Consider the following 25,034-nt stretch of genomic DNA (forward strand, 5'->3'; position numbering starts at 1 on the left):
ATGCTGACCCAGACTGCCCCGTTGACCACCGCGCCGATCATCGCCACCGACACCCGCAAAGTGGTGGTGGATATCAGCGGCCTGAACAAATTCTATGGTGCGTTCCACGTGCTGCACGACATCGACCTCAAAGTGCGCGAGGGCGAACGCATCGTCCTCTGCGGCCCTTCCGGCTCGGGCAAATCGACCCTGATCCGCTGCATCAACCGCCTGGAAATCGCCGAGAAAGGCCGGATCCTCATCGACAACACCGACCTCTCCCAAGCCACCCGCGAAGCGGCCCGCGTGCGCAGCGAAGTGGGCATGGTGTTCCAGCACTTCAACCTGTTCCCGCACATGAGCGTGCTCGACAACTGCACCCTGGCGCCGATCACCGTCCGCGGCCTGTCGCGCAAAAAAGCCGAGGAACTGGCCCGGGGGTTTCTGGCCAAGGTGGGGATCGAGAACCAGGCCGACAAATACCCGAGCCAGCTGTCCGGCGGGCAGCAGCAGCGCGTGGCGATTGCCCGGGCGTTGTGCATGGAGCCCAAGATCATGTTGTTCGATGAGCCGACCTCGGCGCTGGACCCGGAGATGGTCAGTGAGGTGCTGGATGTGATGGTGAAGCTGGCGGGGAGTGGTATGACCATGCTGTGTGTGACCCATGAGATGGGGTTTGCGCGGCAGGTGGCGGAGCGGGTGTTGTTTTTGGATGGGGGGCGGATTGTGGAAGATGCGCCGCCGGAGGCGTTTTTTGGGGCGCCGAAGAGTGAGAGGGCCAAGGCGTTTCTTGCGCAGATTGTGCATTGATTTTTGGGATGTAGATGTGTGATCTGCGGGTCTGGCGAGCTGACTTTGTGAGGTGGAGCTTGTTGTGGCGAAGGAGCTTGCTGTGGCGAGGGAGCTTGCTCCCGCTGGGTCGCGCAGCGGCCCCAAGACCTGACGCCTCGGGTTTATGGGGGTGCATATCCATTGCTGCGGGTGTGGCGGCTATGGGTTCCGCTCTTACAGCGGCTCACTTTTGAAAAGCGCAAAAGTAAGCAAAACGCTCTTGCCCCACCACTCGGTGCCTCGCCTAGGCTCGGCATGCCCTCACTCCGGCATTGATCCGTGGGCCGCCGCAATGGGCCGTCCCTGGCCCAGTGCGGCTAACCCGGCGTCCTGCCGGGTTGCCCACGGCTCACTGCCTGCGTTCGGCCATCGTGGTTTAACGGGGCGCTTCAGATCAAAAGCAAAATCAAGAGCAAGACGGCGGCCTTCCGGCCGGCCTGGTTTTGGTTCGTTCGCGTCCTTGTAGCCGCTGCCGAGCCTGCGCTGGCCCTCAAAAACACCATGCCCCCTCAGATGTACTCATTCACCCAAGCGCAACCCCAACAGCCCCCGCATCTGACAACTCAAAAAGCAGCCCCTCCACCGCCTCCCCCGGAGCCGACCCCAAATCAATCTTCACCCTGTACCCCTCTTCCGTCGCCTCCGGGTCCGACACAAAATGCACCACACCTTGCAGCCCTTCTTCGGTGGGCGGGTTCTCATCCTCCCCATCGAACCACTCCAGGAACCAGGTCCGAATAACCTGTGAAGCCACCTCCCCACTCAAGCCCCGCACCTGCAACGGCAACCAGTCCCAACCAAACGGAGAAATGACCACCGCCGTCTGCCCAAGCTCAAAACGTACAGGCTCAAAGGCCAGCTCGGTTTCAGAGTCGACCTGCACCAGCTGCCCAGCCGAAACGCCCTCCGCTGCAATGACATCCACCCGACAGGGCGTGTCCATTGCCCCTTCAGTGGCCAATGAACCATCGCTGTTTCTATAAGCCGGCTCAACGTGCGACGCGCACTGCGCAGCGACACGTGACAGCGTTTCAACATAGGGTTTACGAATCGCGGCGAACAGTTCGGAGACGGTCATAAAACGGTTGCTTCCTTAGCGTGGGCCGTTGATGGGGCGGCCATTGACGGGAGGATGGTGGATGACTGAAAGGTCGGCGCAATAGTGCAATGGACGGCATGGGGGCGTCCATGAAAAGCCGGTTGGGGTTTTCTGGTGTAGGAAATATTGGGAGTCTTGCGGGATGGACTGTGCGTGAATATTGAGAAACATTGACCAGCAGCCTCTGATCAATAGCCTTCTACGAGAAGGAAGACTTAGAGCCGATTTCTGCCTGTCGCGAAGGGCTACAGTCGACCCAAAAGATCCTTTGCAGTCATCACTGAGCAAGCCTACCGATTCAGGCTTTTTCCTGCATAGGATCTCTACAGTGTGAGGCGCGGTCGCTGCACAATGACTTGCCGTTTGCTGCATATCTGATGAATATCAATCATTGACGTCATCCTGGAGGCACACAGTGAAACCCGAAGAGCTGATCAGCGGAGCCGAAAATGTGATTGAAACTATTGGTTTCTGGCCATCGTTTCACGACGCAGAGGTGATCTCTTTTTTGGTATCGCGTGCCCTGCCGGACCAAGGTTCGGCTACGATCGCGAAGCTGTGCGTGCACTATCGAGAGCATGATGCGGTTGGCGTTGGGACGGCGGACTTTGAATACGTATGCCAGAAAAGTTTACTGGTTGAGCTGATATTCAGTGATATCCATGACCTTTCACTGACAGATTTCAATCATCAAAACGTGCTCGAATCAATTGATCTGAAGCGATTACAAGACTTATCGATTCTCGTGGAGATCGTCTCGATCTGGGGAATTGGCGGAAGCATTCGTTGCAACCATGTAGCCGTTGGAGCGGTAACGAATCTAATGTCCTGATCCTCGCCTGCTCTACTTTTTACTCAGCTTTACATTGTTTGGAAGGTCGCTAAGGAAGACTGGTGCGGCTTGAGGTCGAGCATGCTCCAGCCGTTTTCCCTTGGTGCTGATCGTCTACATTGATTCAGCTTCTCGGTTTTAGCAGGCTGGGTGAAGGTCAGCTTTGGATCGAGAGTAGTCTTTCGCCACTGGCGGCTTCTGGCCGATAGCGGTCGTTAACGAAGGACGGCTATCGGCCAGAAGCAGCCCTTCGTGAAAGGCAACGAACGAATAAAACGTAATGCTGGTGAAGTTGGTCGGTAAGGATAGCGAGACGGTCATCAGCGTATTCATTAATGAAATCTTGGCTAACTCGCCAAAATAGAGGGCAACCATGAAAATAAACAACATCATCATCCCCGGAGTATCTATTGGGGGAATATCGATTGGCGAGCAGATAGAGAACATAGCCAGAGCAATATTAAAAAGCGAATACCTTATTGAAAAAACAACGAATGCATTAGTCATAAATAATGGATTAATAACCGCATACCATGACAGCGAAGGTATAATTTCGGCAGTATCATGCAATGAAAAATTCCAAGGAAGGTACATGGATAAATTATGGCCTGGAATTACCGTTTCAGAAGTACTGGCCAATTCAAAAGCACAAATAGCGTGGTCGGGTTTTGTTCAAATAGACCAGCTTCGCGGAATTGGGTTATCTCTTCCCGAAGAGCTTGACGACTTTGAAAGCCTCAGCGATATCCTTGACCCTGATTATGTATTTAATGAACTATGGGTATATACATTTTGACTTCCATTCCAGCTGCCAACCCTCCCAGAGGGTCAAAGTCTACTGAAATAAATCAACATCTAACCTTGGCGTCCTTTGATTAATACATCAATCGCCCCAGTTTAGTAGATGCTATGAGTGACTCCTTTTGGCCGATAGCGGCCTCTTGTATGTACTCAATGCCCGAAGGCAAACCACAGCTTAATCACCTATGTGTCGTCGCCACTGCTTCCACGACACACCTACTCAAACAATCTCAACCGATACCCAGTTGTCGCTCTCAATCACCCACCCTATAGTTCGCCCTCGCAGCAAAATCGCGAACGACCTTGGCCGGTCGGGATTACAACGCAGCATCAGCGTTCGACACACTCTTGCAGTCGCCTATCAGGTGCCCGCGACAGGATGTTATGACGGCTGTGCGCGGTGGATCCCAGGTCGGCACATACCCGCACAATCGTCATTTCCCTCGTAGCCGGCACCTCAGGTGATTGCTCCATGCATAGGAGCTGCACCGATGATTGACCAAGCACTCTCGCGCTTTACCGCCGTCGACACCCACGACGCCGATCAAGCGGTTTTCTACCTCGACACCCAAGCCTCCCTGAACGATCTGGCCAGCAGTGCGGCCCATCGTTTCACTGTGGTGCGGGATCTGATGGACACGCTGTCCACGCTTAATCTGAAAGATATTTCCGACTGTGATCTGACGCGGATCACTCGTGGGGTGCATCTGCTCACCCGGGAAGGGTGCGCGGTGTTGGAGGTGATTCAGTGGCGTACGGGACAAGAGCTCTGATGCGCCTGAAGTATCACGGCGCAGCCTCGTGCCTCGGCGCGGCTACAGGCTCTGTAGCCGCTGGCGTTCGGATGACGGCCAATACCAAAACGCACCGGCTCACAGGCCCGCTAACCGGCGAGTGCGGCTTCGATGGCCGCGATGTCTATCTTGGTCATGGTCATCATGGCGTCGAAAGCGCGCTTGGCCGCCGCGGGATCGGGGTCGATGATCGCGGCGGTCAACACACGGGGCGTGATCTGCCATGACACGCCCCACTTGTCCTTGCACCAGCCACAGACGCTTGCCTGGCCTCCGTTGGTGACAATCGCGTTCCACAAGCGGTCCGTTTCGGCCTGGTCGTCGGTCGCCACCTGGAATGAAAAAGCCTCGTTATGGGTGATCCCCGCCCCGCCGTTCAATCCGAGGCAAGGGAGGCCCATGACCGTGAACTCGACCGTTATGACATCGCCCTGCTTGCCCGCCGGGTAGTCGCCAGGCGCGTGATGAACGGCGATTACGGCGCTGTCCGGGAAGGTCTGGGCGTAGAACTGCGCAGCGTCTTGCGCGGTGCCGTTGTACCAGAGGCAGATGGTGTTTTTGTTGAGCATTTTTCTTCTCCAGAATCAGGCCTGATACCTTCACTCCAGCCGCGCTGAACCTAGGCACATCCACAGGCGAACCCTAAGTGTTGTACAAAGCGCGGTTTTTTCAAAAATCGACCCCTTGCAGCCCCTTACAACCGGCAGCCGTTGGCCGAAAGCGCTTTGATGTTTGCCAAGACGCCTGAACGATACTTTCCGATACATAACTCCAGACACACAATTCAACCTGCGTTACCATGCGCCTAGAGTTATAAAGCACCCCTCACCCCGATAAGGAGATGGAGGTGCAAAGCAGACAGCTGATCAAGGAGCTTGAAGCCGCAGGATGGGTACTGGACCGGATCACCGGAAGCCGCCACCTGTTCAAGCATCCCTACCGGCCCGAGACCGTTCCGGTGCCGCACCCGAAGAAGGACCTGCCACGGGCACGGTCAGGGCCATCCGGAAACTAACTGGACTGATATAGCCCTTCAGCCTTCATCTATTGAGGAAATCCCCGTGCAATATCCCATCTGCATCGAGTGGGGCGACGAACAGACGGCCACCGGCATCCAGATTCCCGACATTCCTGGAGCCGTCACCGCTGGCGACAGCTTCGAGTCCGCGTACGGCGCCGCCATGGAAATCGCCCACATCATGCTCGAAGAACTGGCCCGTGCAGGACACGCCATTCCCCTGCCCACCTCCATCGGCCAGCACCGCGCCAACCCCGATTTCGCGGGGATGGGCTGGGGCATGCTGGACATCGACGTCGCGCCTTACCTGGGCAAAACCGAGAAGGTCAACGTGACCTTGCCCGGGTACGTGATTCAACGGATCGACCGGTTCGTGCGCGAGCACAACATCAAGAGCCGGTCGTCTTTTCTGGCGGATGCGGCGATGGAGAAATTGGGGCGTTGAGGATTGGGGGGCGTTTGGGCGGTGGCAGTAGCAGGTGTGTTGGGCGGCGGTAAGGGCTAGCGCAGCCTCGCAGGCTCGGCAGCGGCTACAGGGACAGAACGAACCAAAAACAGGCCGGCCGGAAGGCCGCCGTCTTGCCCTTGATTTTGATCTGAAGCGCTCCGTTAAACCACGCTGGCCGAGCGCAGGCAGTGAGCCGTGGGCAACCCGGCAGGACGCCGGGTTAGCCGCGCTGGGCCAAGGATGGCCCATCGCGGCGGCCCACGGATCAATGCCGGAGTGAGGGCATGCCGAGCCGAAGCGAGGCACCGAGTGGTGGGGCAAGAGCGTTTTGCTTACTTTTGCGCTGTTCAAAAGTGAGCCGCCGTAAGGGCGGAACCCTCAGCCGCCACACCCGCAGCAATGGATATGTACACCCATAAAACCGAGGCGCCCGGTCTTGGGGCCGCTGCGCGGCCCAGCGGGAGCAAGCTCCCTCGCCACAGGGATGCGGGGTAAGCCGTGAGCCAGGTCGGCCGGAGGGCCGCCTGGGAGTTGCGAACTACTGCACCGGCAAAAAATTCATAAACAGCAAACTCTGCGCATAATTCAACCCAATCCGCCGATACCGCTCATCCAACATCTGCGTCAGCAAATCCAACCGCGCCACAATCTTGCCAAACTCAACCGCAAAACTCAGATTACTGCCCTCCTCCGAAATCTCATTGGAAAACAACAGCAGCACCCCATTGGCATCCTGCCGCTGGCTCAACAACCAAGTGGCCTTCTCAATATTGCGCGCCGCATTGCTGACAAACTGCGGATCAATCGCATCAGTCATATAAAACTCGGTGCGCCCGCCATGGGCCGTCACCAGCATGCTGCCAATGGCATAGATAAACGCCCCGACCCGGTCCCCCTGAAATTCCGGGCTCAGGGAATAACTCAAGGCCGCCAGATCCCGGCGATCGCCCAATGAAGGCAGCGGCTGGCGTTTTTCGATGGCGTTGCGGATTTCGCGCTGGGCGGTGGTGCCGTCGGGGTAGCCCGATTTGCGCCACTGCGCCGGGTTGCGTAGGTACAGCTTGCCCATCAGCAGGTACAGGCTTTGCAGGTTGTCGCGCATGCCCAGGGTGGCCATGCGGTCGACGCTGGTCTGGAAGAATTCGTCGGGTTTGCCTTTACGAAACTGTTCCGCGATATCGCGTCCTTGCTGCTGGCTGCAGCCACTGGAACAGAGCACCAACAGCCCTGCCAACAGCAGGGGGCGGCGCAGCAATTGCTTCATGCAAAAGAAGGGGGCGTAGGCCATCGGCACCGGGTCAATATTCACTGGCACAGCTGGGGATCAGCGCGGCCTGGCCATGAATAGAGCGGCAAAACCTAAAAAAGTGCGATGGCCACCCACGGCCATCGCCAAATCGCCCGCTTGGGCGTGCTACACGCGACCCGGTGAAACGATGATTTTCACGTTGTGTTCCTTGTTGTTGACCAGCTCCTCAAAGCCCTGGCCAACGATCTCTTCCAGTTGGATGCGCCCGGTCACCAGCGGCGTGATGTCCAGGCGGCCGTCGGCGATAAAGGCAATCACATCGGCGAATTCGCCGTTGTAGGCCAGGGAGCCCAGCACCTGTTTCTCGGTGGCCACCAGCTCGAAGAAGTTGAACTCGCTGGGCTCTTCGAAGATGCCCACCAGCACGCATTTGCCGGCCTTGCGGATCAGGTCGATGGCCAGCTTGGCCGTGCGTTTGTTGCCGATGCATTCAAAGCTGACATCGGCCCCCAGGCCGCCGGTGAGGCGCTTGACCTCAGCCAGGGCGTCGCACTCCTTGGGGTCGAGCACGTGGGTGGCGCCGACTTCCAGGGCCTTGGCCTTGCGTGCGCCGGACATTTCCAGGGCGATGACCTGGGCCGCGCCGGCGGCCTTGGCGCACATGATGGTGCACAGGCCGATGGTCCCGGCGCCGACCACCACCACGTTCTGCCCCAGCAGGTTGCCGGCCTTTTTCACCGCGTGCATGCCCACCGCCAAGGGCTCGATCAGCGCCCCGGCTTCGGCCGGGAAGTTGGCCGGCAATTTGTACAGCAGGTTGGCCGGTACGTTGACCAGTTCGGCAAAAGCGCCGTTGTTCATCAACCCGGTGAAGGCCAGGTTTTCGCAGATGTTGTACAGGCCGTGGGTGCAGTAATAACAGGTGCCGCAGTGCTGGCAGGCATCGGCCGCCACCGGCTCGCCGACACTGAAACCCTGGACCCCGGCACCGAGCTCGACGATCTCGCCGCAGAACTCATGGCCAAGGATGCACTGGCCCTTGATGCCGGTCAGCGGGTGCGGCGCATCCACCGGGATGAAGACCGGGCCGGCCACGTATTCATGCAGGTCGGAACCGCAGATCCCGCACCACTCGACGCGGATCTGCACCCAGCCGGCCGGTGGCGCGCCCGGCAGCGGCACGTCTTCGACGCGGATGTCGTTGCGGCCATGCCACACGGCGGCACGCATGCTTTGAGTCGATTTGAGAGAAACACCCATCTTGGCTACTCCTTATTGTTATAGGGCTGCGCAGCCAGGGGGCCGGCGCAGCCATCACGGGCTTCAGTGCTGGCGGATAAACTCCAGCACCAGCCGGTTGACCTGTTCCGCCGCTTCCATCTGCACCATGTGCGCCTGGCCCGGCAGGATCTCGATCTGTGCCGCCAGGCCCTGGCTGTGGGCCGCCGGGATGATCGCGTCATCACTGCCCCAGATCACCAGCACCGGTTGCGCGCCGTCCTGGACCACGGCTCGCAGGTCGAGCTGTTGCCGGCCTTCGCCGAACAGGTTCGCCGCCAATTGCCGCAGGGCGCTGTCCACCCCTTCCAGGCGCTTGTACTTGAGCATGTCTTCGAGCATCTGCCGGTTGACCAGCTCGGCGTTGGAGAACAGCTGCATCAGCGGCGCCTTCAAGGCGTTGCGGTTGGCCGCCTCGACGAATCCCTGCAGGTAGCTGCCGTTGATTTCCGTGCCCAGGCCGGCGCTGCCGATCAGGGTCAGCGAGCGCACCCGCTGCGGGGCCAGGCGCGCGGCGTTGAGGCACACCGCACCGCCCATGGAATGGCCCACCAGGTGCGCCTCGGGGATATCCAGGTGATCGAGCAGCGCCAGCAGCACGCCGCTCAGTTCATCCAGGTCGCCGCGCTGCAACTGCTTGGCCGACTCACCATGGCCCGGCAGGTCGAGGGCGATCACCCGGCGCCCGGCGGCCAGGGCTTCGTGGTTGAACAGCCAGTTGTTGAGGTCGCCGCCAAAACCGTGCACCAGCACCAGCGGCACACCGCCTTCGCCGCGCTCGAAGTAGCGCACCAGGCGCCCGTCCAGTTCGACTTTCTGGGGCTTGGGTCCGCTGTCTTCCTCGGCACCGGCACCGGGCACGAAGTCGGCCTGGAACTGCTCGATCACCGCGTCGATCTCGGCGTCGCTGACGTCGCCCTCGACCACGATGCCGAGCAAGGCGCCGACGGACAGGGTTTCGTCCTGACGGGCAATCTGGCGCCGCAGCACCCCGGAGAACGGCGCCTCGACGCTGCTGGAGATCTTGTCGGTCTCGACGTCCAGCACTTCATCGCCCTTGGTGATGGCCTGGCCTTCTTCCTTGAGCCAGGCATCGACCCGGCCCTCGGTCATCGACAGGCCCCACTTGGGCATGGTCAGGGTATGGATCTGGCTCATCAGCGCTTGCTCCATTCGATGACTTTGAGCACGGCGTTTTCGATCTTCGCCGCGTCGGGGATGTACAGGTCTTCCAGGGCATCGGAGAACGGCACCGGGGTGTGCGGCGCGGTGACCATTTCAATCGGTGCCTTGAGCGCACCAAAGGCTTTTTGCGCCACCAGGGCCGAGATATCGGTGGCCATGGAGCAGCGCGGGTTGGCTTCGTCGATGACCACCAGACGCCCGGTCTTCTCCACGCTTTCGAGGATGCTGTCTTCATCCAGCGGGCTGGTGGTGCGCAGGTCGATGACCTCGCAATCGATGCCGCGCCCGGCCAGGCTGCGCGCCGCGTCCATCGCGGTGTTGACCGTGCGCCCGTAGGAGACCAGGGTCACGTCCTTGCCGTCGCGCAGGAAGTTGGCCTCGCCGAAGGGGATGGTGTAGAGCTCTTCCGGCACTTCGCCCTGCATGCTGTAGAGCATTTTGTGCTCGCAGAAAATCACCGGGTCGTTGTCGCGAATGGCCTGGATCAACAAGCCCTTGGCATCGTAGGGCGAGGATGGGCAGACCACTTTCAGCCCGGGGATGTGGGTCCACAGCGAGGTCAGCATCTGCGAGTGCTGGGCCGCCGCGCGCAGCCCGGCGCCGACCATGGTGCGGATCACCAGCGGGGTGGCCGCCTTGCCGCCGAACATGTAGCGAAATTTGGCCGCCTGGTTGAGGATCTGGTCCAGGCAGCAACCGGCGAAGTCGACGAACATCAACTCGCACACCGGACGCACGCCGCAGGTGGCCGCGCCGACCGCCGCGCCGACATAGCCCAGCTCCGACAGCGGCGTGTCGAGCACGCGCCCGGGGAACTGGTGGTACAGGCCTTTGGTCACGCCCAGCACCCCGCCCCAGGCATCGTTTTCACCGGGGGCACCGGCACCGCCGGCGACGTCTTCACCCATGATGAACACGCTGGGGTCGCGGCGCATTTCCTGGGCCAGGGCTTCGTTGATGGCCTGCTGATAACTGATTTTTCTCGCCATGATAGAGGTCTCGATTCTTGTTATAGGGAGTATTCAGGGGTAGGAGACGTAGACGTCGGTGAGCAGGTCGGCGGGGCTCGGCTTGGGGTCGGACTTGGCCTTGCGCACGGCGTTTTCGATCAGCAGTTCGACCTCGTGGTCGATCTGGTCCAGCTGGCTGGCCTGGACCAGCCCGGCGCGGGTGCTGCGCTCGCGGAACTGCATCAGGCAGTCGTTGTGCTCGCGAAAATGCTTGACCTCATCCGGCGCGCGGTAGGTCTGGGCATCGCCTTCGAAGTGGCCGTAATAGCGGGTCAGCTTGACCTCGATCAGCGATGGCCCCTCCCCGGCCCGGGCCCGTTCCACGGCCGCGCCGGCAGCTTCGTGCACGGCAAAGAAGTCAAAGCCGTCGACCGTGACCCCGGGCATGCCGAAGCCGGCGGCGCGGTCGGCGATGTGGTCGCAGGCCACCGACCAGTTGGAGGCCGTGGCCTCGGCGTAGCCGTTGTTCTCGGCGATGAACAGGCACGGCAGGTTCCACACCGAGGCCATGTTCATGGCCTCGAACACCGCGCCCTCGTTGGAGCCGCCATCGCCGAAAAACACCACTGCCACGCTGTCGGTGCCCTTGAGTTTGGCGGCCAGGGCCGCGCCCACCACCAGTGGCGCGCCGGCGCCGACAATGCCGTTGGCGCCGAGCATGCCCTTCTCGAAATCGGCGATGTGCATGGAGCCGCCCTTGCCCTGGCAGACCCCGGTTTTCTTGCCGTAGATCTCGGCCATCATCCCGTACACGTCAACGCCCTTGGCGATGCAATGGCCGTGGCCGCGGTGGTTGGAGGCGATGCAATCATCGTCGCCCAGGTGGGCCATGACGCCTGCGGCCGAGGCTTCTTCGCCGGCATACAGGTGGACGAAACCGGGGATCTCGCCGGTGGCGAACTCCACGTGCAGGCGCTCTTCGAAGGCACGGATGGTGCGCATCACCTGGTAGGCATGCAGCAACTGATCAGAGGTCAAAGGTGTCGACATTTTTATTCTCCAGGAGTGTCTTGGTGCTGAAGGTTCACGGGGTGTTGCGGGTGTTCGCGACCGATGGCCAACAGGCGCTCTTGCGCCGTGAACGCCAGGGCCGCCTGGACATCGATGCTCAGCGGGCCGCCGCCATCGAGGGTGACCGTGGGTCGGTCGTGCAGGTTGAATTCGATTTCGCGCTCGCCATCCAGGGCCAGGGTGCCGCTGGGCAGGGACAGGGGCCGGGGTACCCCGGGTTGCAGGTAACCGGCGTCGCGCACCCCGCAGCCCTGCAACAACCCCGGGGCCAGGGGCACCAGCAGGGCCTGGGGCGCATTGGGTTCCAGGCGCATCCAGGCGCCGTAGGGTTCCTGGCGGGTGACCGGCAGCCACAGCCCGCACAGGGCAGACAGGCCGATGGACTGGGGCTCGGCAAAGGTCACGAAGACCTCGGCCAGGTCCGCCGCACGGCTGATGGCCCGAGCGCCGATAAAGGGCAGCGAGGACACCGCCACGTCCACCAGGGCGATCTCGTGCAGGCCCCGTGCGGGCTCGCGCACCAGCAGCCGTTTGTTGCGCCGCAGGGCGATCTCGGCCGGGATCCGCCCGCTGGCGAACAACCCGCCGGCCAGCCCGGCGCTGGTGGCTTCGCGCAGCTCGGGGAAGGCGTTGTTGGTGCCGGTGGACAGGGTCAGCAACGGAATATCGCCGACCTCGGCGGCCACCGCCTTGTGGGTGCCGTCGCCCCCGAGCACGGCAATCAGCGCCACGCCGCGCTCGGCCATCCAGCGTGCGGCCTTGCGCGTGTCTTCGACGCTCTGGCGCAGGGTCAGGTCGAGAAACTCCAGCGCCGGCCAATGGCTGTCCCGGGCCTGGCGGCTGTGGCTGTTTTTCTGCACCGCAGCGGCGATGCCGGTCATGTCGGTGGGCATCAGCACCCGTTCGATACCGGTGGCGCCAAACGCCGCCAGCAGGCGCTGGATCACCGAGACTTTGTCGGTGCTGGAAAACAGCCCGGCATTGGCGGTCAGGCGGCGCACGTCGCGCCCCGAGGCCGGGTTGGCGATGATGCCCACGGTCAAGGGCAAACGGCTCATGCAGCCACCCCGGGCACAACGGCGAACGAACCTTGAGCGAACGACATAGGGCACCTCTTCTTATTATCTGGCCAGTCAGGCTGGGTATCAGAGCTAGAGCAAGGCCGGTGCCAGGTTGCGAAAAAACCCCGCAAAAGCCCGGCCCAGGGCCTCGTGCAAGCGATGGCCGAGTGGCATCGGAAGACACCGGCTGAGACGCTGCATGTCAGGCTGCACGGGGCCTGGACGAGACCTTGAGACGTTGCGTCTCACCCCGACCTGCGATCAGAGGGCGCTTGTCGGCGGCCGGTGTTCGGCGCTTAATGCCCGCACAACGATAAGAAGCTGGAACCGGAGGCCCTCATGCTTTGCGCACACTCGAAGGCGCATGTGGATTGCGTCAGCCGTGTCTTGAGAAACGCCGAACACCTGCCGCAATTGCCGGTCTCGGACCTGATCCTCGATTCCTGGCGCCGCTCCATGGAGCAACATCACCTGGACCCGGGCTCGCTGCAGGGGCCACGGATCCTGTCGCAGAATGTGCTGCAGGAATGCCGCGAGCGTTCCGAGCTGTTTCTGCGCATCGCCAGCGAAGAGGTCGCGCGCCTGCACGGCCGGGTGCGCGACGCCGACTATTGCGTGCTGCTCACCGACGCCCAGGGCCAGACCATCGACTACCGGGTCGAAAGCACCATCCGCAATGATTGCCGCAAGGCCGGGCTGTACCTGGGCACCTGCTGGTCCGAGGGCGAGGAAGGCACCTGCGGCGTGGCCGCAGTGCTGACCGCCCGGGCCCCGGTGACGGTGCACAAGCGCGACCACTTTCGCGCTGCCTTTATCGGCCTGACCTGCTCCGCCGCGCCGGTCTTCGACCCCCAGGGCGAACTGCTCGGGGTGCTCGATGTGTCGGCGGTGCGCTCCCCGGACGAGCGCCGCTCCCAGCACCTGATCCGGCAGATGGTGGTGCAGAGCGCACGGGAGATCGAACAGGCGTTTTTCATGAGCAGCGCCCAGGGCTTCTGGGTGCTGCGGGCCCACCACAGCCCGGGCTATGTCGACAGCCAGCCGGACTACCTGCTGGCCTGGGACGACGATGGCCGCCTGCACGCGCTGAACCCGGCGGCGCGCCAGTGGTTATTGCAGGGGCTGGGGCGCCTGCCGGAGCACATCGGCCAGGTGTTCGACCAACAGTCGCTGCACCGGGCCCGGGATGAGTCGCTGTGCCTGCTGCCCTGCCTGGGCGGCCGCCAGGCGCTGCACGGGCGCCTGAGTGCGCCGCGGCGCGTCAACCGCAATCGCCAGCGCCTGGCCCTGGCGCCGGCCGAACTCGATCCGCGCCTGGCCGAAAGCCTGCGCCTGGCAGTACGGGTCAAGGACCGCAACCTGCCGGTGCTGATCCAGGGTGAAACCGGCTCCGGCAAGGAGGTGTTTGCCCGCCAGGTGCACCAGGCCAGCCAACGCCGCGAGCGGCCGTTCGTGGCGGTGAACTGCGCGGCGATCCCGGAAAGCCTGATTGAAAGCGAGTTGTTTGGGTATGTCGCCGGGGCCTTTACCGGGGCGTCGAACAAGGGCATGCAGGGCCTGTTGCAACAGGCCGATGGCGGCACGCTGTTTCTCGATGAAATCGGCGATATGCCCCTGGCGTTGCAGACCCGGCTGCTGCGGGTGCTGTCCGAGGGCGAAGTGGCGCCGCTGGGGGCTTCGCGGCGCAAGGCCGTGGATATCCAGGTGGTGTGCGCCAGTCACCGTGACCTGGAGCAGTTGGTGGCGGCGGGCGAGTTTCGCGAGGACCTGTATTTTCGTCTGGGCGGCGCACGCTTTCAGTTGCCGCCGTTGCGCGAGCGCAGCGATCGCCTGGCGCTGATCCAGCGCATTGTGCAGGAAGAGTCGCAGCTGTGCGGGGCGCCGGTGCAGCTGGGCAGCGCCGCACTGGAATGCCTGCTGGGTTACCGCTGGCCGGGCAATGTGCGCCAGTTGCGGCATGTGCTGCGCTACGCCTGTGCGGTGTGCGAGGACGACCTGATCCAGCTGCGGGATTTGCCCGAACAGTTGCAAGGCCTGGCAGTGGACGGCACGCCCCTCGACAGCCCGGCCGAGAGCCACGCCAGCCCGGAACGCCAGGCCCTGCTCGACGCCCTGGTGCGCCACCGCTGGAAACCCCTGCCCGCCGCCAAGGCCTTGGGCATCTCCCGCGCCACCCTGTACCGCCGCGTGCACCAGCACGGCATCGAAATGCCCGGCCGAAGCCTGTAGCCGCTGGTGACAGCCCTGATTGACGCCGTATTGCTGCGGCGTTCGGGCCGGCCAGCGCAGCCTCGCGCCTCGGCAGCGGCTACAGGGTGTGGGGTTGGAAACGGGCGCGGTAGCGGCCGGGGCTTTCGCCGGTCCATTTCTTGAAGGCGCGGTGGAAGGCGCTGGGTTCCTGGAAGCCGGTCTGCTCGGCGATTTCGCCGATGCTGGTGGCGCTGTTGCGCAGCAGTTGCACGGCCATGCCGCGGCGCACTTCGTCCTTGATTTCCTGGTACGAACAACCCTCCCGCTCCAGGCGCCGGCGCAGGGTGCTGGGGCTCATTTGCAGCTCGCCGGCAAAGGCATCCAGGGTCGGCCACTGGCTGTAGTGGCTGCGCCGCAACCGCTGGTGAACTTGGGTCGCCAGCCCGTGCTGATTGCGAAAGCGGATCACCAGCCACTGCGGCGCGCTGCGTAAAAACACCTTGAGCGAGGCCAGGTCCTGGACCACCGGCAAGCGCAGAAAGCGGCTGGCAAATTCGATCTCGGTGCGCTCGGCGCCGAAACTCAAATTCGGCCCCCAGAGCAACGCGTCGTCGCTCAAGGACAAGCGCGTCTGACGAAAATCCGCCCGGTCGATAGGGATACGCCGCCCGCCCAGCCAACACAGCAGGCTGATCATCAGCACCAGGAAAGTCTCTTCGCCAAAACGCCGCGCGTCCGGGTCCGTGGCGGTGGTGTGCAGGCTGATCACCGCACGCTTGCCGCGCACGCTGAGGCTGCCGTGAAAGTCCTTGAGGAACAGCCCGAAATTGGCCAGGCACTGGCGCAGCGCCTTGCCCAGGTCGGGCTCCTGGATCAGCGCGCGGCAGATCAGGGCGAAACTGCCGACGGGCATGCCATGGGCATCGAGCTGGAAGAACTCGTCCTGCAACTCGCGGATCTGAATCAGCCACAACGCGGCGAACGCACTGGCCGGCACCCGGGCGTGGGGCTGCTCCATCAACGACGGGTCGATGCCGGCCTCGGCCAGTACCGCCGCCAGGCGCTGGGGCTGATCACGCAGCCCGTGGATCATGGCGTGCACGAAATACGCCGCGACCGAATCCTTTTCCCGCATCAAAGCCGGTTCTCCCCATCAGCCGAATGGCAAAAAACGCCAGCATCGCTGAACAGTTATGGCATAGGCCCGCCAGGCGGTGGCCTCTAGACTGGCGCCCAACCCCGTGTCGAGGGCCGCGCGCCATGGTACGCCAGTCGCAGGCGACCGACGATGCCTCCTCGGCCCTACGCGCTCATTCGAACCGTTTGCACAGGACTGTCCTTTATGAATCTGCACACCCTTGGCGTGATTGGCGCCGGCACCATGGGCAACGGCATCGCCCAGGTCTGCGCCCTGGCCGGTTTCGAGGTGACCCTGCTGGACATCAGCGCCAGCGCCCTGGAAAAAGCCCTGGCCACCATCAGCAAGAACCTCGACCGGCAGATCGCCAAGCAGACCCTGACCGAAGAGCAAAAACACAGCGCCCTGGCCCGGATCCGTACCAGCACCGACTACGCCAGCCTGGCCGAGGCGCAGTTGGTGATCGAAGCCGCCACCGAGAACCTCGACCTCAAGCTGCGCCTGCTGCAACAGATTGCCGGCGTGGTCGGCGCCGACTGCGTGATCGCCTCCAACACCTCGTCGCTGTCGATCACCCAACTGGCGGCCAGCGTCAACGCCCCCGAGCGTTTTATCGGCCTGCACTTTTTCAACCCGGTGCCGATGATGGGCCTGATCGAAGTGATTCGCGGCCTGCAAACCAGCGACGCGACCCACGCCCTGGCCATGGACCTGGCCCAGCGCCTGGGCAAGACCGCGATCACCGCCGGCAACCGCCCGGGGTTTGTGGTGAACCGGATCCTGGTACCGATGATCAACGAAGCGATCCTGGTGTTTCAGGAGGGCCTGGCCAGCGCCGAGGACATCGACGCCGGCATGCGCCTGGGCTGCAACCAGCCGATCGGCCCGCTGGCCCTGGCCGACCTGATTGGCCTGGACACCCTGCTGGCGATTCTCGAAGCCTTCTACGACGGTTTCAACGACAGCAAGTACCGCCCCGCCCCGCTGCTCAAGGAAATGGTGGCCGCCGGTTACCTGGGGCGCAAAACCGGACGCGGCTTCCATGTCTATGGCTGAGCGCTGCTCGCGTTTTGCCGAGAGCCGCGACAAGGCTCTGGAGCTGTTCGCCTGCAAGGGCTTCGGCCAGGTCGGCATGCGCGAGTTGGCGACTTACCTGGGGCTGACCCCAGGCTCGCTGTATCACCATTACCCGAGCAAGCAGCACTTGCTGCTGGACCTGATCGAAGAGTTCTACGAAGAGCTGCTGGCAACTCTGGAGCGCATCGAGCAGACACCGCGCTCGCGGCGCGGCAACCTGCAGCGGCTGATTCGCGCGCACCTGGAGCTGTACCGCGAGATGCCCTGGCATTTTCGCCTGGTGGAGCGCGACAGCAGTTGCCTCAACGACGATCAACAACTGCGGGTGCGGAAGTTGCGCGAGCAATACGAACGCCAGTTGCTGCTGATGCTCGGCCGCCCGCGCCGCTTGAGCCCGGGCGCGCTGCAGGCGGCCGGGCATGCCATCGCCATTCTGCTCAACAGCGCCCCCAGTTGGCTGGCCCAGCAGGCGCTGGAGCCAGGCGAACGCGATGAGCTGCTGGAAAACCTGCTGACCGGGGCCATCGAGCGAGTGCTGGCGGCCAAGCCGAGCCTGCAGGTGGCGGTGGCCTGAAGCGGCCCCTCAGCGCAGTTGCAGCGGATCGACCAGGCCGGCGGCGATGGCCATGCCCACCAATTGCGGCAGGTTATCGGCCTGCATGCGCTTCATCACCCGCGACCGGTACAGGTCGATGGTCTTGACGCTGACCCCCAGTTGCTCCGCCACCTCGCGGTTGCTGTACCCCTGCACCAGCGGCAGCAGCACATCGTTCTCCCGTGGGGTGAGGCTTTGCAGGCGCGCCTGGACCGCGCCCAGGCCCGCGTCGGGCTGACGCTCATCGCTGTGGCTCAGGGCCTGTTGCACGCTGTCCAGCAGCAACTGCTCGTTGTAGGGCTTTTCGATAAAGTCATGGGCCCCGGCCTTGAAGGCGCGGACCACGATCGGCACATCGGCATGCCCACTGACGAAAATCACCGGCAGGCGCAACTCGCGGCTGCGCATCTCTTCCTGCACATTCAGCCCGCCCATGCCCGGCATGCGCACGTCCAGCAGCACACAGGCATTGAGCCGGCTGTCACAGGCGTCCAGAAACTCGCGGCCGCTGGTGAACGGCAGCGCCTTGAGGCCCACCGACTCCAGCAGCCAGACGGTGGAGTCGAGCATGCCCTGGTCATCGTCGACCACATACACCACCTGCTGCGCCACATTCGCCATGGCCTTACTCCTGTTGTTGTGAGGTTGCCCCGCTCAGCGCGGGGGCCGGCAAGCGGCAGCACATCTGCAAGCCGACCGCCTGGGGCCGGGCCTGCAACTCGCCGCCGAAGCCTTCGATAATGCTGCGGCTCATGGACAGCCCCAGCCCCAGGCCATTGGCCTTGCTGGTGTAGAACGGGGTGAAGATCTGCTGCAACTGCGCCTCGGAAACGCCCGGACCCTGGTCGCTGACACTGACCTGGACCCCGCCATCAGGCAGCCCCTGGGCGCCGAGGATGATCCGCGACGGCGCATCCGCGTGCACCTCGCGGTTGGCGTCGATGGCGTTGCGCAGCAAGTTGAGCAGCACCTGTTCGAGCAGCACCCGGTCGGCATAAATCGGCGGCAGATTATCCGGCAACTGCTGCTCGATCGTCACCTGGCAGGCACCGGCCTCCCAGGCGCACAGACGCACGGTTTCCCGGGCCACTTCGCTGATGTCCAGCGCCTCCATGCGCCGCCGGCCCTTGCGCAAGAAGGCGCGCAGGCCCTTGATCACTTCGGCGGCGTGGGTGGCGTGGACCACGATCCGCTCCAGGCCCTGGGCCACGCGCTCAGCCGCCTGGGGCTGGCTGCCCAGGGCTTGCAGGTAACGCTGGCTGGCGCTGGCGTAGTTGACCACTGCGGCCAGCGGCTGATTCATCTCATGGGCGATGCCCGAGGCCAGTTCACCCAGGGTCACCAGGCGCGCGGTGTGGGCCAGTTCGTCCTGGTGATGGCGTTGCTCGGCTTCGCGCAATTCGCGCTCGGTCAGGTCGTGGGCCACCAGGGAATAAAAGCGCTCGCCGCTGGCCGAGCGATGGGCCAGCAGCATCAGTGACACCGCCACCGATTGCCCATCGACCACGGGGTGCAGGCGAGTGTCGAGGCTCCAGCGGCCATCGCGCTCGGCGCAGGTCCAGCCTTCACGCTGCAGGCGCGCCAGGGCCTCGGGGGCCAGCAGGCGGTCGAGGTTGGGCATCTCCTGGCGCGCGGTCAGGCCCAGGGTGCGCCGGGCTGCCGGGTTGAGGTAGGTGACGGCGCCGCTGGGCTGGATAAACAGCACCGGGTCGGTATGGGCTTCCACCACCTCGGCCAGGCGGCGCTTGGTCTCCTCGGCCTGGACCCGGGCGGTGATGTCCCGCGACACGCTGACCACCTCCACCACCGCCCCGGTGTAGGTTTCGCGGATGGCCCGGCAGGCGGTCTCGAACCACAGGTAATGGCCGTCGCGATGGCGGATGCGGTAGGTCATGGTGTGATAGCCGTCCTGCTCCAGGGCATCGCGGGTGCGCTGCATCAGCCCGGCCAGGTCCTGGCTGTGGAACAGGCTGCGGGCCAGGCGCCCGCGCAGTTCTTCGGGCCAGTAGCCGAGCAGGGTAAAGGACGCCGGCGAGGCATCGAGGAAGCAGCCGTCGGGGGTGTGCCGGGAAATCAGGTCGGTGGTGTTTTCGGTGATCAGCCGGTACAGACGCCGGGCCCGGGCCGACTCGCGCTCGGCGTGGATCTGCGCCGTGGCCTCACGGCAGCGGGCCAGGACCCGTTGCCGTTGCGGGTCGGGGATAAAGCTCCAGAGCAGGATCCGCTCGCCCCACTGGGCCTCGACGTCTTCGATGGCCCGCTGCTGCTCCAGGCAGGCCCGCACCAGGGCCGGGTGGTTGACCGGCAACAGCGCCGACACCGTGCACGGCGCCGCTGTTTCCAGCCATTGCTCCAGGGCCGGGTTGAGGTCCAGGGGCTGCGCCTGGGCATCCAGCAGCACACTGGGTTGCGGGTCGTGGCCAAGCCAGGGCGTGTCCGTCAGCCGGCCTTCACGTTGCTGGCGCAACCAGCGGTTCAAGGGAGTGGAGCTGGGCATCGTCGATCAACCTGTGAGCCGGAGCAGCGAATTATGATTATAGTACAACTACTATACAACTCAGGTAGTACTTCCATACCAACCGGCAAACAGTATATAAAAGACCCCGGATAAGTCACCGAGCGCCGTTAAAAAAGCCTCGGTCCATAGAGCTAATAATCAGCCACCGGGTACCCGAACCATGTCCATCTACGAGCAAGGCCTTGCGCCGACTGCCGTCAATCACATCGCCCTCTCGCCCCTGAGTTTCATCGAGCGCACCGCCAGCGTTTACCCCGACTACCCGGCGGTGATCCACGGCTCGATCCGCCGCACCTGGGCCGACACTTACCGCCGCTGCCGACGCCTGGCCTCGGCCCTGGCCGGACGCGGCATCGGCAAGAACGACACGGTGGCGGTGATGCTGCCCAATATCCCGGCGATGCTGGAGGCGCACTTCGGCGTGCCGATGATCGGCGCGGTGCTCAATGCCCTCAACGTGCGCCTGGATGCCGAGGCCATCGCCTTTATGCTGGCCCACGGCGAAGCCAAGGTGCTGATCGCCGACCGCGAGTTCCATGATGTGGTGCAGGCGGCCATCGGCATGCTCGACCACCCGCCCCTGGTGATCGACCTCGACGACCCGGAATACGGCGAAGGCCAGGCAGTCAGCGAACTGGACTACGAGGCGTTCCTGGCCGAGGGCGACCCGGATTTTGCCTGGCAATGGCCGGATGACGAGTGGCAGGCGATCTCGCTGAACTACACCTCGGGCACCACCGGCAACCCCAAGGGCGTGGTCTACCACCACCGCGGCGCCTACCTCAATTCCCTGGGCAACCAGATGACCTGGGCCATGGGCAACCACCCGGTGTACCTCTGGACCCTGCCGATGTTCCACTGCAACGGCTGGTGCTACCCCTGGACCGTGACCGCCCTGGCCGGGGTGCATGTGTTCCTGCGCCGGGTCGACCCGCAGAAGATCCTCAACCTGATCCGCGAGCACCAGGTCACTCACCTGTGCGGCGCGCCGATTGTGCTCAATGCCCTGGTCAACATGCCGGACTCGGCCAAGGCCGCCATCGACCACCCGGTGAACGCCATGGTCGCCGGCGCCGCGCCGCCGGCCAAAGTGATAGGCGCCGTGGAAGAAATGGGCATCAAGGTCACTCACGTCTACGGCCTGACCGAGGTCTACGGGCCGGTGACCCTGTGTGCCTGGCACGCGGCCTGGGACGAGTTGCCCCTAGAGCAGCGGGCGCAGATCAAGGCGCGCCAGGGCGTGCGCTACCCGACCCTGGAAGGGGTGATGGTGGCCGACCCGAAAACCCTCGAACCCACGCCCCATGACGGCCAGACCATCGGTGAGATTTTCATGCGCGGCAACACGGTGATGAAGGGCTACCTGAAAAACCCCAGCGCCACCGCCGAAGCCTTCGAGGGCGGCTGGTTCCACACCGGCGACCTGGCGGTGACCCACCCCGACGGTTACGTGGAGATCCGCGACCGGCTCAAGGACATCATCATTTCCGGGGGCGAGAATATTTCCACCATCGAACTCGAAGGCGTGCTCTACCGGCACCCGGCGGTGCTGGAAGCGGCCGTGGTGGCCCGGCCCGATGAAAAATGGGGTGAGACCCCCTGCGCCTTTATCACCCTCAAGGCCGATCACCAGCAGGTGCGCGAAGCCGAGATCATCGCCTTCTGCCGCGAGCATCTGGCAGGGTTCAAGGTCCCGCGCAGCGTGGTCTTCACCCTGCTGCCAAAGACCTCGACCGGCAAGATCCAGAAATTCGTCCTGCGCGACATGGCCAAGGCGCTCTAGCGGCGCCTGCGACGCCAGGCTGATGACACTCGGCCTGGACCCTTTTGAAGCAGGCGGTTGCGGCCGCCTGCCCCGCCTGACACGAGGTTTTGTGCAATGCCCGAATTCAACGCTCCGCTGCGCGACATGCGCTTTGTCCTGCATGAACTGTTCGACGCCCCGGCCCTCTGGGCGCGCTTGCCGGCCCTGGCCGAGACGGTCGACGGCGCCACCGCCGACGCGATCCTCGAAGAAGCAGCCAAGGTCACCGGCAACCTGATCGCCCCGCTCAACCGCAGCGGCGACGAACAGGGCGCCCAATGGCTGGCCGGCCAGGTCTCCACCCCCGAGGGTTTCAAGCAGGCGTACCAGACGTACATCGCCGGCGGCTGGGTGGGTCTGAGCGGCAACCCGGCGTTCGGCGGCATGGGCATGCCGAAGATGCTCGCGGTGCAGTTCGAAGAGATGCTCTACGCCGCCAACTCAAGCTTCGCCCTGTATTCGGCCCTGAGCTCCGGTGCCTGCCTGGCCATCGACGCCCACGCCAGCGAGGAGCTGAAACAGCGCTACCTGCCCGCCCTGTACGAAGGCCGCTGGGCCGGCTCGATGTGCCTGACCGAAGCCCATGCCGGCACTGACCTGGGCATGATTCGCACCCGCGCCGAACCCCAGGCCGATGGCAGCTATCGCCTCAGCGGCAGCAAGATTTTCATCACCGGCGGCGATCAGGACCTGACCGAAAACATCATCCACCTGGTGCTGGCCAAACTGCCGGACGCACCGCCCGGGCCCAAAGGCATTTCGCTGTTTCTGGTGCCCAAGGTCCTGGTGGACGCCAACGGCGCCCTGGGCGCGGCCAACGCAGTGAGCTGCGGCTCCATCGAGCACAAGATGGGGATCAAGGCCTCGGCCACCTGCGTGATGAACTTCGACGGCGCCAGCGGCTGGCTGATCGGCGAGGCCAACAAGGGCCTGGCAGCGATGTTCACCATGATGAATTACGAGCGGCTGTCGATCGGTATCCAGGGCATTGGCTGCGCCGAAGCCTCGTACCAGAACGCCCGCACCTATGCCCGCGACCGCCTGCAAAGCCGCGCCCCGGGCGGGGCCCAGGCCAAGGATAAAAGCGCCGACCCGATCATCGTCCACCCCGATGTGCGACGCATGCTGCTCAGCATGAAGGCCATGACCGAAGGCGGCCGAGCCTTTGCCAGTTATGTCGGGCAACAGCTGGACCTGGCCAAGTTCTCCGACCAGGCGGCCGAGCGCGACAACGCCCAGGCCCTGGTGGCGCTGCTGACGCCGGTGGCCAAGGCGTTTTTCACCGACACCGGCCTCGACAGCTGCATCCACGGCCAGCAAGTGTTCGGCGGCCATGGCTATATCCGCGAGTGGGGCCAGGAACAACTGGTGCGCGACGTGCGCATTGCGCAGATCTACGAAGGCACCAACGGCATCCAGGCCCTCGACTTGCTGGGACGCAAAGTGGTGGGCAATGGCGGTGTGGCGCTGCGCCTGTTCACCAGCGAGATCCGCGCCTATGCCGTCCTGCCGGGCGCCGCCTACGCCGCGCCGTTGCTGGATGCGGTGCAACGCCTGGAAACCCTCAGCGACTGGCTGCAGCAGCAAGCCGCCCTCGACCCGAACGCGATTGGCAGCGCCTGCGTCGAATACCTGCACCTGTTCGGTTATGTGGCCTACGCCTACCTCTGGGCGCGCATGGCGCAGATTGCCGAGCATCGGCGCGCCGAGGACCAGGGGTTCTACAGCGCCAAGCTGGCCACGGCGAGCTTCTACTTCAGCCGCCTGCTACCGCGCATCCTCAGCCTGGAACAGAGCATTCGCGCCGGCAGCAGCCCGCTGTTCGAACTGCCTGCCGAACAGTTCTAGAGCGCCATCCGGCGTCGGGCGCAAGGCCCGGCGCCTGCCCATGCAAATTAGCGCCGGGCACGGCATACTTGCGCCCCCAAACACACCCAAGGAACGACTGTGTTGGCGCAAACCCTGATCGTAACCAGCGCGGCCATTGTGCTGCTGCTCGGCACCCTGCACCTGTTACTCACCTACTTCAGCGCCAAATTCGTGCCCCGCGACGCAGCCCTGACCGCGCATATGCAGTGCGTGTCACCGGCCATCTCGCCGCAAACCACCTTGTGGCGCGCCTGGATCGGCTTCAACGCCAGCCACAGCCTGGGGGCGATGCTGTTTGGCGCCCTCTACGGCTACATGGGCCTGCTGCACCTGCCAATGTTGCTGGACGCGCCGTTGCTGCTAGCCATCGGGCTGCTGTTTCTGGGAGCCATGCTGCTTTTGGCGCAACGCTACTGGTTCAGAGTCCCGCTGGTGGGTATCGGTCTGGCGCTGCTGCTGTTCGCCGTCGGCACCGCGCTGTTGCTGGCCTGAGCCATGGCGTTGCTTTCCTTTATCAACCGAGCAGGTTCTATGCCCCGTCTGTTACCGCCTTCGTGGTTACGCCCGTATTACGCCCTGAGCGGGCTCACCGCCGCGATGATCGTGGCCCATTGCGTCTACTTCTGCTGGGAGCTGCTAACCCCTAGGGACATCGGCGGCACGCTGTTTGGCGGGTCCATAGGGTTTATCTGGATCGCCATGGGCTGGGCCCTGGCCTGCCTGGGCCTGATGCTGCTGGCCCTGCTGCGCCTGCCCGGAGCGCGCCTGGCGTGGTTTGCCGGTGGCCTTGTACAACTGTGCATTTCCCTGGGCTGGCGCCTGAACTTCCCGGATGATTTCGACGGCAACCTGCTATACAGCCCACCGCCGAAAAGTCTTGAACTGGCCATGTGGCTGGCGATCGGCTGGCTGGGCATCGGCTGGTTTTTCTATTGCCGCAAGCCGGCGCCGCGCCAGCGACCGCCCCTGACTCGGCGCAAGGGCCTGTTGCAGATGATCGCCGCCGGGGTGCTGCTGATCTACTTCCTGGGGTTGCCGCTGCTGGTGTTGCAGGTGCGCCTGACTCGCGATGACAAGCCGCTACGGCAGGTCTCGCTGGGGGTGGGGACGCAGGATAAAGCGCAGGGTCAGGCGGGGGGATCAGGTCACTGAGTGGTGCCAAGGGTAGCCGTTCGATTTTTCAGGGCGGCTTCGCGCGCCGACGCGAGCAAGCTCCCTCGCCACAGGGGGGGTGTGGCGAGGGTCAG

At 63.6% G+C, this 25,034-nt stretch carries 24 protein-coding genes and 1 pseudogene; 13 read left to right on the plus strand and 12 right to left on the minus strand.

Translation table 11 applies throughout. From position 1 onward, the window contains the following. Positions 1 to 789: an amino acid ABC transporter ATP-binding protein gene (locus tag AC19YX_RS05615; protein ID WP_078473792.1), complete on the plus strand. Its 789-nt coding sequence runs from the start codon at positions 1 to 3 to the stop codon at positions 787 to 789. A 544-nt stretch (positions 790 to 1,333) separates the two neighbouring features. Here AC19YX_RS05615 and AC19YX_RS05620 read toward each other — a convergent pair. Beyond that, positions 1,334 to 1,888, minus strand: coding sequence for a hypothetical protein (locus tag AC19YX_RS05620; protein ID WP_500605862.1), 555 nt, complete (start codon positions 1,886 to 1,888; stop codon positions 1,334 to 1,336). 436 nt (positions 1,889 to 2,324) lie between these two features. Between AC19YX_RS05620 and AC19YX_RS05625 the strand changes: the two genes are divergently transcribed. Next, positions 2,325 to 2,741 carry an Imm50 family immunity protein gene (locus AC19YX_RS05625; RefSeq protein ID WP_500605863.1) on the plus strand — a complete coding sequence of 139 codons (417 nt, stop codon included), beginning with the start codon at positions 2,325 to 2,327 and terminating at the stop codon, positions 2,739 to 2,741. A 138-nt stretch (positions 2,742 to 2,879) separates the two neighbouring features. On the opposite strand, the gene AC19YX_RS05630 is transcribed toward AC19YX_RS05625, so the two are convergent. Further along, positions 2,880 to 3,137: a hypothetical protein gene (locus AC19YX_RS05630; RefSeq protein WP_500605864.1), complete on the minus strand. Its 258-nt coding sequence runs from the start codon at positions 3,135 to 3,137 to the stop codon at positions 2,880 to 2,882. Between AC19YX_RS05630 and AC19YX_RS05635 the strand changes: the two genes are divergently transcribed. Beyond that, positions 3,115 to 3,537 carry a hypothetical protein gene (locus tag AC19YX_RS05635; RefSeq protein ID WP_421547321.1) on the plus strand — a complete coding sequence of 141 codons (423 nt, stop codon included), beginning with the start codon at positions 3,115 to 3,117 and terminating at the stop codon, positions 3,535 to 3,537. The genes AC19YX_RS05630 and AC19YX_RS05635 overlap by 23 nt on opposite strands. A gap of 496 nt (positions 3,538 to 4,033) precedes the next feature. Beyond that, positions 4,034 to 4,315 carry a hypothetical protein gene (locus tag AC19YX_RS05640; protein ID WP_078473796.1) on the plus strand — a complete coding sequence of 94 codons (282 nt, stop codon included), beginning with the start codon at positions 4,034 to 4,036 and terminating at the stop codon, positions 4,313 to 4,315. Positions 4,316 to 4,425: 110 nt separating this feature from the next. Here the strand turns inward: AC19YX_RS05640 and AC19YX_RS05645 are convergent, their stop codons facing one another. Next, positions 4,426 to 4,905 carry a VOC family protein gene (locus AC19YX_RS05645; RefSeq protein ID WP_020300027.1) on the minus strand — a complete coding sequence of 160 codons (480 nt, stop codon included), beginning with the start codon at positions 4,903 to 4,905 and terminating at the stop codon, positions 4,426 to 4,428. Positions 4,906 to 5,183: 278 nt separating this feature from the next. Between AC19YX_RS05645 and AC19YX_RS05650 the strand changes: the two are divergent. Together AC19YX_RS05650 and AC19YX_RS05655 are read left to right on the plus strand one after the other, a co-directional pair. Then, a pseudogene (locus AC19YX_RS05650) lies at positions 5,184 to 5,365 on the plus strand (type II toxin-antitoxin system HicA family toxin). Positions 5,366 to 5,397: 32 nt separating this feature from the next. After that, positions 5,398 to 5,799, plus strand: a complete 402-nt coding sequence (locus AC19YX_RS05655) for a type II toxin-antitoxin system HicB family antitoxin (RefSeq protein WP_078473797.1) — start codon at positions 5,398 to 5,400, stop codon at positions 5,797 to 5,799. A 541-nt stretch (positions 5,800 to 6,340) separates the two neighbouring features. Here the strand turns inward: AC19YX_RS05655 and AC19YX_RS05660 are convergent. The 6 genes from AC19YX_RS05660 to AC19YX_RS05685 form a co-directional block, all read right to left on the minus strand. Further along, a complete protein-coding gene (locus tag AC19YX_RS05660) occupies positions 6,341 to 7,090 on the minus strand; it encodes a hypothetical protein (protein ID WP_242487591.1) in 750 nt (249 codons plus the stop codon). Between the two features lie 126 nt (positions 7,091 to 7,216). Further along, entirely contained in the window at positions 7,217 to 8,281 is a 1,065-nt protein-coding gene (locus AC19YX_RS05665; RefSeq protein ID WP_238596245.1) for a 2,3-butanediol dehydrogenase, read from the minus strand. A 93-nt stretch (positions 8,282 to 8,374) separates the two neighbouring features. Then, positions 8,375 to 9,487 carry an acetoin dehydrogenase dihydrolipoyllysine-residue acetyltransferase subunit gene (locus tag AC19YX_RS05670; protein WP_201130332.1) on the minus strand — a complete coding sequence of 371 codons (1,113 nt, stop codon included), beginning with the start codon at positions 9,485 to 9,487 and terminating at the stop codon, positions 8,375 to 8,377. Continuing rightward, positions 9,487 to 10,503: an alpha-ketoacid dehydrogenase subunit beta gene (locus AC19YX_RS05675; protein ID WP_078473800.1), complete on the minus strand. Its 1,017-nt coding sequence runs from the start codon at positions 10,501 to 10,503 to the stop codon at positions 9,487 to 9,489. The genes AC19YX_RS05670 and AC19YX_RS05675 overlap by 1 nt, the downstream gene beginning before the upstream one ends. 33 nt (positions 10,504 to 10,536) lie before the next feature. Next, positions 10,537 to 11,514, minus strand: a complete 978-nt coding sequence (locus AC19YX_RS05680) for a thiamine pyrophosphate-dependent dehydrogenase E1 component subunit alpha (protein WP_020300038.1) — start codon at positions 11,512 to 11,514, stop codon at positions 10,537 to 10,539. Between the two features lie 2 nt (positions 11,515 to 11,516). Then, positions 11,517 to 12,593, minus strand: a complete 1,077-nt coding sequence (locus AC19YX_RS05685; RefSeq protein WP_500605865.1) for an ATP-NAD kinase family protein — start codon at positions 12,591 to 12,593, stop codon at positions 11,517 to 11,519. A 342-nt stretch (positions 12,594 to 12,935) separates the two neighbouring features. Between AC19YX_RS05685 and AC19YX_RS05690 the strand changes: the two genes are divergently transcribed. Then, positions 12,936 to 14,825 carry a sigma-54-dependent Fis family transcriptional regulator gene (locus AC19YX_RS05690; RefSeq protein WP_201130328.1) on the plus strand — a complete coding sequence of 630 codons (1,890 nt, stop codon included), beginning with the start codon at positions 12,936 to 12,938 and terminating at the stop codon, positions 14,823 to 14,825. 79 nt (positions 14,826 to 14,904) lie between these two features. Here the strand turns inward: AC19YX_RS05690 and AC19YX_RS05695 are convergent, their stop codons facing one another. After that, positions 14,905 to 15,921 carry an AraC family transcriptional regulator gene (locus tag AC19YX_RS05695; protein WP_078473803.1) on the minus strand — a complete coding sequence of 339 codons (1,017 nt, stop codon included), beginning with the start codon at positions 15,919 to 15,921 and terminating at the stop codon, positions 14,905 to 14,907. A 207-nt stretch (positions 15,922 to 16,128) separates the two neighbouring features. Here AC19YX_RS05695 and AC19YX_RS05700 point away from each other — a divergent pair, with 207 nt between their 5' ends. Next, the gene (locus AC19YX_RS05700) at positions 16,129 to 16,980 is read left to right on the plus strand and encodes a 3-hydroxybutyryl-CoA dehydrogenase (RefSeq protein ID WP_500605866.1); all 852 of its coding nucleotides are present in this window, start codon (positions 16,129 to 16,131) and stop codon (positions 16,978 to 16,980) included. Continuing rightward, the gene (locus AC19YX_RS05705) at positions 16,967 to 17,575 is read left to right on the plus strand and encodes a TetR/AcrR family transcriptional regulator (protein ID WP_500605867.1); all 609 of its coding nucleotides are present in this window, start codon (positions 16,967 to 16,969) and stop codon (positions 17,573 to 17,575) included. The genes AC19YX_RS05700 and AC19YX_RS05705 overlap by 14 nt, the downstream gene beginning before the upstream one ends. 9 nt (positions 17,576 to 17,584) lie before the next feature. On the opposite strand, the gene AC19YX_RS05710 is transcribed toward AC19YX_RS05705, so the two are convergent. Both AC19YX_RS05710 and AC19YX_RS05715 read right to left on the minus strand, forming a co-directional pair. After that, positions 17,585 to 18,217, minus strand: a complete 633-nt coding sequence (locus tag AC19YX_RS05710; protein WP_201130324.1) for a response regulator transcription factor — start codon at positions 18,215 to 18,217, stop codon at positions 17,585 to 17,587. Between the two features lie 4 nt (positions 18,218 to 18,221). Continuing rightward, a complete protein-coding gene (locus tag AC19YX_RS05715; protein ID WP_078473807.1) occupies positions 18,222 to 20,093 on the minus strand; it encodes a PAS domain S-box protein in 1,872 nt (623 codons plus the stop codon). Positions 20,094 to 20,274: 181 nt separating this feature from the next. On the opposite strand from AC19YX_RS05715, the gene AC19YX_RS05720 reads away from it, so the two are divergent. From AC19YX_RS05720 to AC19YX_RS05735, 4 genes are all read left to right on the plus strand, one after another. Beyond that, positions 20,275 to 21,897 carry an acyl-CoA synthetase gene (locus AC19YX_RS05720; RefSeq protein WP_078473808.1) on the plus strand — a complete coding sequence of 541 codons (1,623 nt, stop codon included), beginning with the start codon at positions 20,275 to 20,277 and terminating at the stop codon, positions 21,895 to 21,897. Positions 21,898 to 21,993: 96 nt separating this feature from the next. Continuing rightward, a complete protein-coding gene (locus tag AC19YX_RS05725) occupies positions 21,994 to 23,766 on the plus strand; it encodes an acyl-CoA dehydrogenase C-terminal domain-containing protein (RefSeq protein WP_078473809.1) in 1,773 nt (590 codons plus the stop codon). 99 nt (positions 23,767 to 23,865) lie between these two features. Further along, on the plus strand, positions 23,866 to 24,279 hold the full coding sequence (locus AC19YX_RS05730; RefSeq protein ID WP_500605868.1) for an LIC_13387 family protein: 414 nt from the start codon (positions 23,866 to 23,868) through the stop codon (positions 24,277 to 24,279). 39 nt (positions 24,280 to 24,318) lie between these two features. Further along, positions 24,319 to 24,939: a hypothetical protein gene (locus tag AC19YX_RS05735; RefSeq protein ID WP_421547328.1), complete on the plus strand. Its 621-nt coding sequence runs from the start codon at positions 24,319 to 24,321 to the stop codon at positions 24,937 to 24,939. Positions 24,940 to 25,034: the final 95 nt, after the last annotated feature.

This window comes from Pseudomonas sp. MF09150, assembly GCF_059862355.1.

Excerpts from the sequence above, each read along its gene's own strand:
- AC19YX_RS05710 (WP_201130324.1), bottom strand. The coding sequence starts at position 18,217 with ATGGCGAATGTGGCGCAGCAGGTGGTGTATGTGGTCGACGATGACCAG.
- AC19YX_RS05725 (WP_078473809.1), top strand. The coding sequence starts at position 21,994 with ATGCCCGAATTCAACGCTCCGCTGCGCGACATGCGCTTTGTCCTGCAT.
- AC19YX_RS05685 (WP_500605865.1), bottom strand. The coding sequence starts at position 12,593 with ATGAGCCGTTTGCCCTTGACCGTGGGCATCATCGCCAACCCGGCCTCG.
- AC19YX_RS05660 (WP_242487591.1), bottom strand. The coding sequence starts at position 7,090 with ATGGCCTACGCCCCCTTCTTTTGCATGAAGCAATTGCTGCGCCGCCCC.
- AC19YX_RS05675 (WP_078473800.1), bottom strand. The coding sequence starts at position 10,503 with ATGGCGAGAAAAATCAGTTATCAGCAGGCCATCAACGAAGCCCTGGCC.
- AC19YX_RS05645 (WP_020300027.1), bottom strand. The coding sequence starts at position 4,905 with ATGCTCAACAAAAACACCATCTGCCTCTGGTACAACGGCACCGCGCAA.
- AC19YX_RS05720 (WP_078473808.1), top strand. The coding sequence starts at position 20,275 with ATGTCCATCTACGAGCAAGGCCTTGCGCCGACTGCCGTCAATCACATC.
- AC19YX_RS05715 (WP_078473807.1), bottom strand. The coding sequence starts at position 20,093 with ATGCCCAGCTCCACTCCCTTGAACCGCTGGTTGCGCCAGCAACGTGAA.
- AC19YX_RS05665 (WP_238596245.1), bottom strand. The coding sequence starts at position 8,281 with ATGCGTGCCGCCGTGTGGCATGGCCGCAACGACATCCGCGTCGAAGAC.
- AC19YX_RS05735 (WP_421547328.1), top strand. The coding sequence starts at position 24,319 with ATGCCCCGTCTGTTACCGCCTTCGTGGTTACGCCCGTATTACGCCCTG.
- AC19YX_RS05670 (WP_201130332.1), bottom strand. The coding sequence starts at position 9,487 with ATGAGCCAGATCCATACCCTGACCATGCCCAAGTGGGGCCTGTCGATG.
- AC19YX_RS05640 (WP_078473796.1), top strand. The coding sequence starts at position 4,034 with ATGATTGACCAAGCACTCTCGCGCTTTACCGCCGTCGACACCCACGAC.
- AC19YX_RS05680 (WP_020300038.1), bottom strand. The coding sequence starts at position 11,514 with ATGTCGACACCTTTGACCTCTGATCAGTTGCTGCATGCCTACCAGGTG.
- AC19YX_RS05695 (WP_078473803.1), bottom strand. The coding sequence starts at position 15,921 with ATGCGGGAAAAGGATTCGGTCGCGGCGTATTTCGTGCACGCCATGATC.
- AC19YX_RS05635 (WP_421547321.1), top strand. The coding sequence starts at position 3,115 with ATGAAAATAAACAACATCATCATCCCCGGAGTATCTATTGGGGGAATA.
- AC19YX_RS05630 (WP_500605864.1), bottom strand. The coding sequence starts at position 3,137 with ATGATGATGTTGTTTATTTTCATGGTTGCCCTCTATTTTGGCGAGTTA.
- AC19YX_RS05620 (WP_500605862.1), bottom strand. The coding sequence starts at position 1,888 with ATGACCGTCTCCGAACTGTTCGCCGCGATTCGTAAACCCTATGTTGAA.
- AC19YX_RS05705 (WP_500605867.1), top strand. The coding sequence starts at position 16,967 with ATGTCTATGGCTGAGCGCTGCTCGCGTTTTGCCGAGAGCCGCGACAAG.
- AC19YX_RS05690 (WP_201130328.1), top strand. The coding sequence starts at position 12,936 with ATGCTTTGCGCACACTCGAAGGCGCATGTGGATTGCGTCAGCCGTGTC.
- AC19YX_RS05615 (WP_078473792.1), top strand. The coding sequence starts at position 1 with ATGCTGACCCAGACTGCCCCGTTGACCACCGCGCCGATCATCGCCACC.
- AC19YX_RS05700 (WP_500605866.1), top strand. The coding sequence starts at position 16,129 with ATGAATCTGCACACCCTTGGCGTGATTGGCGCCGGCACCATGGGCAAC.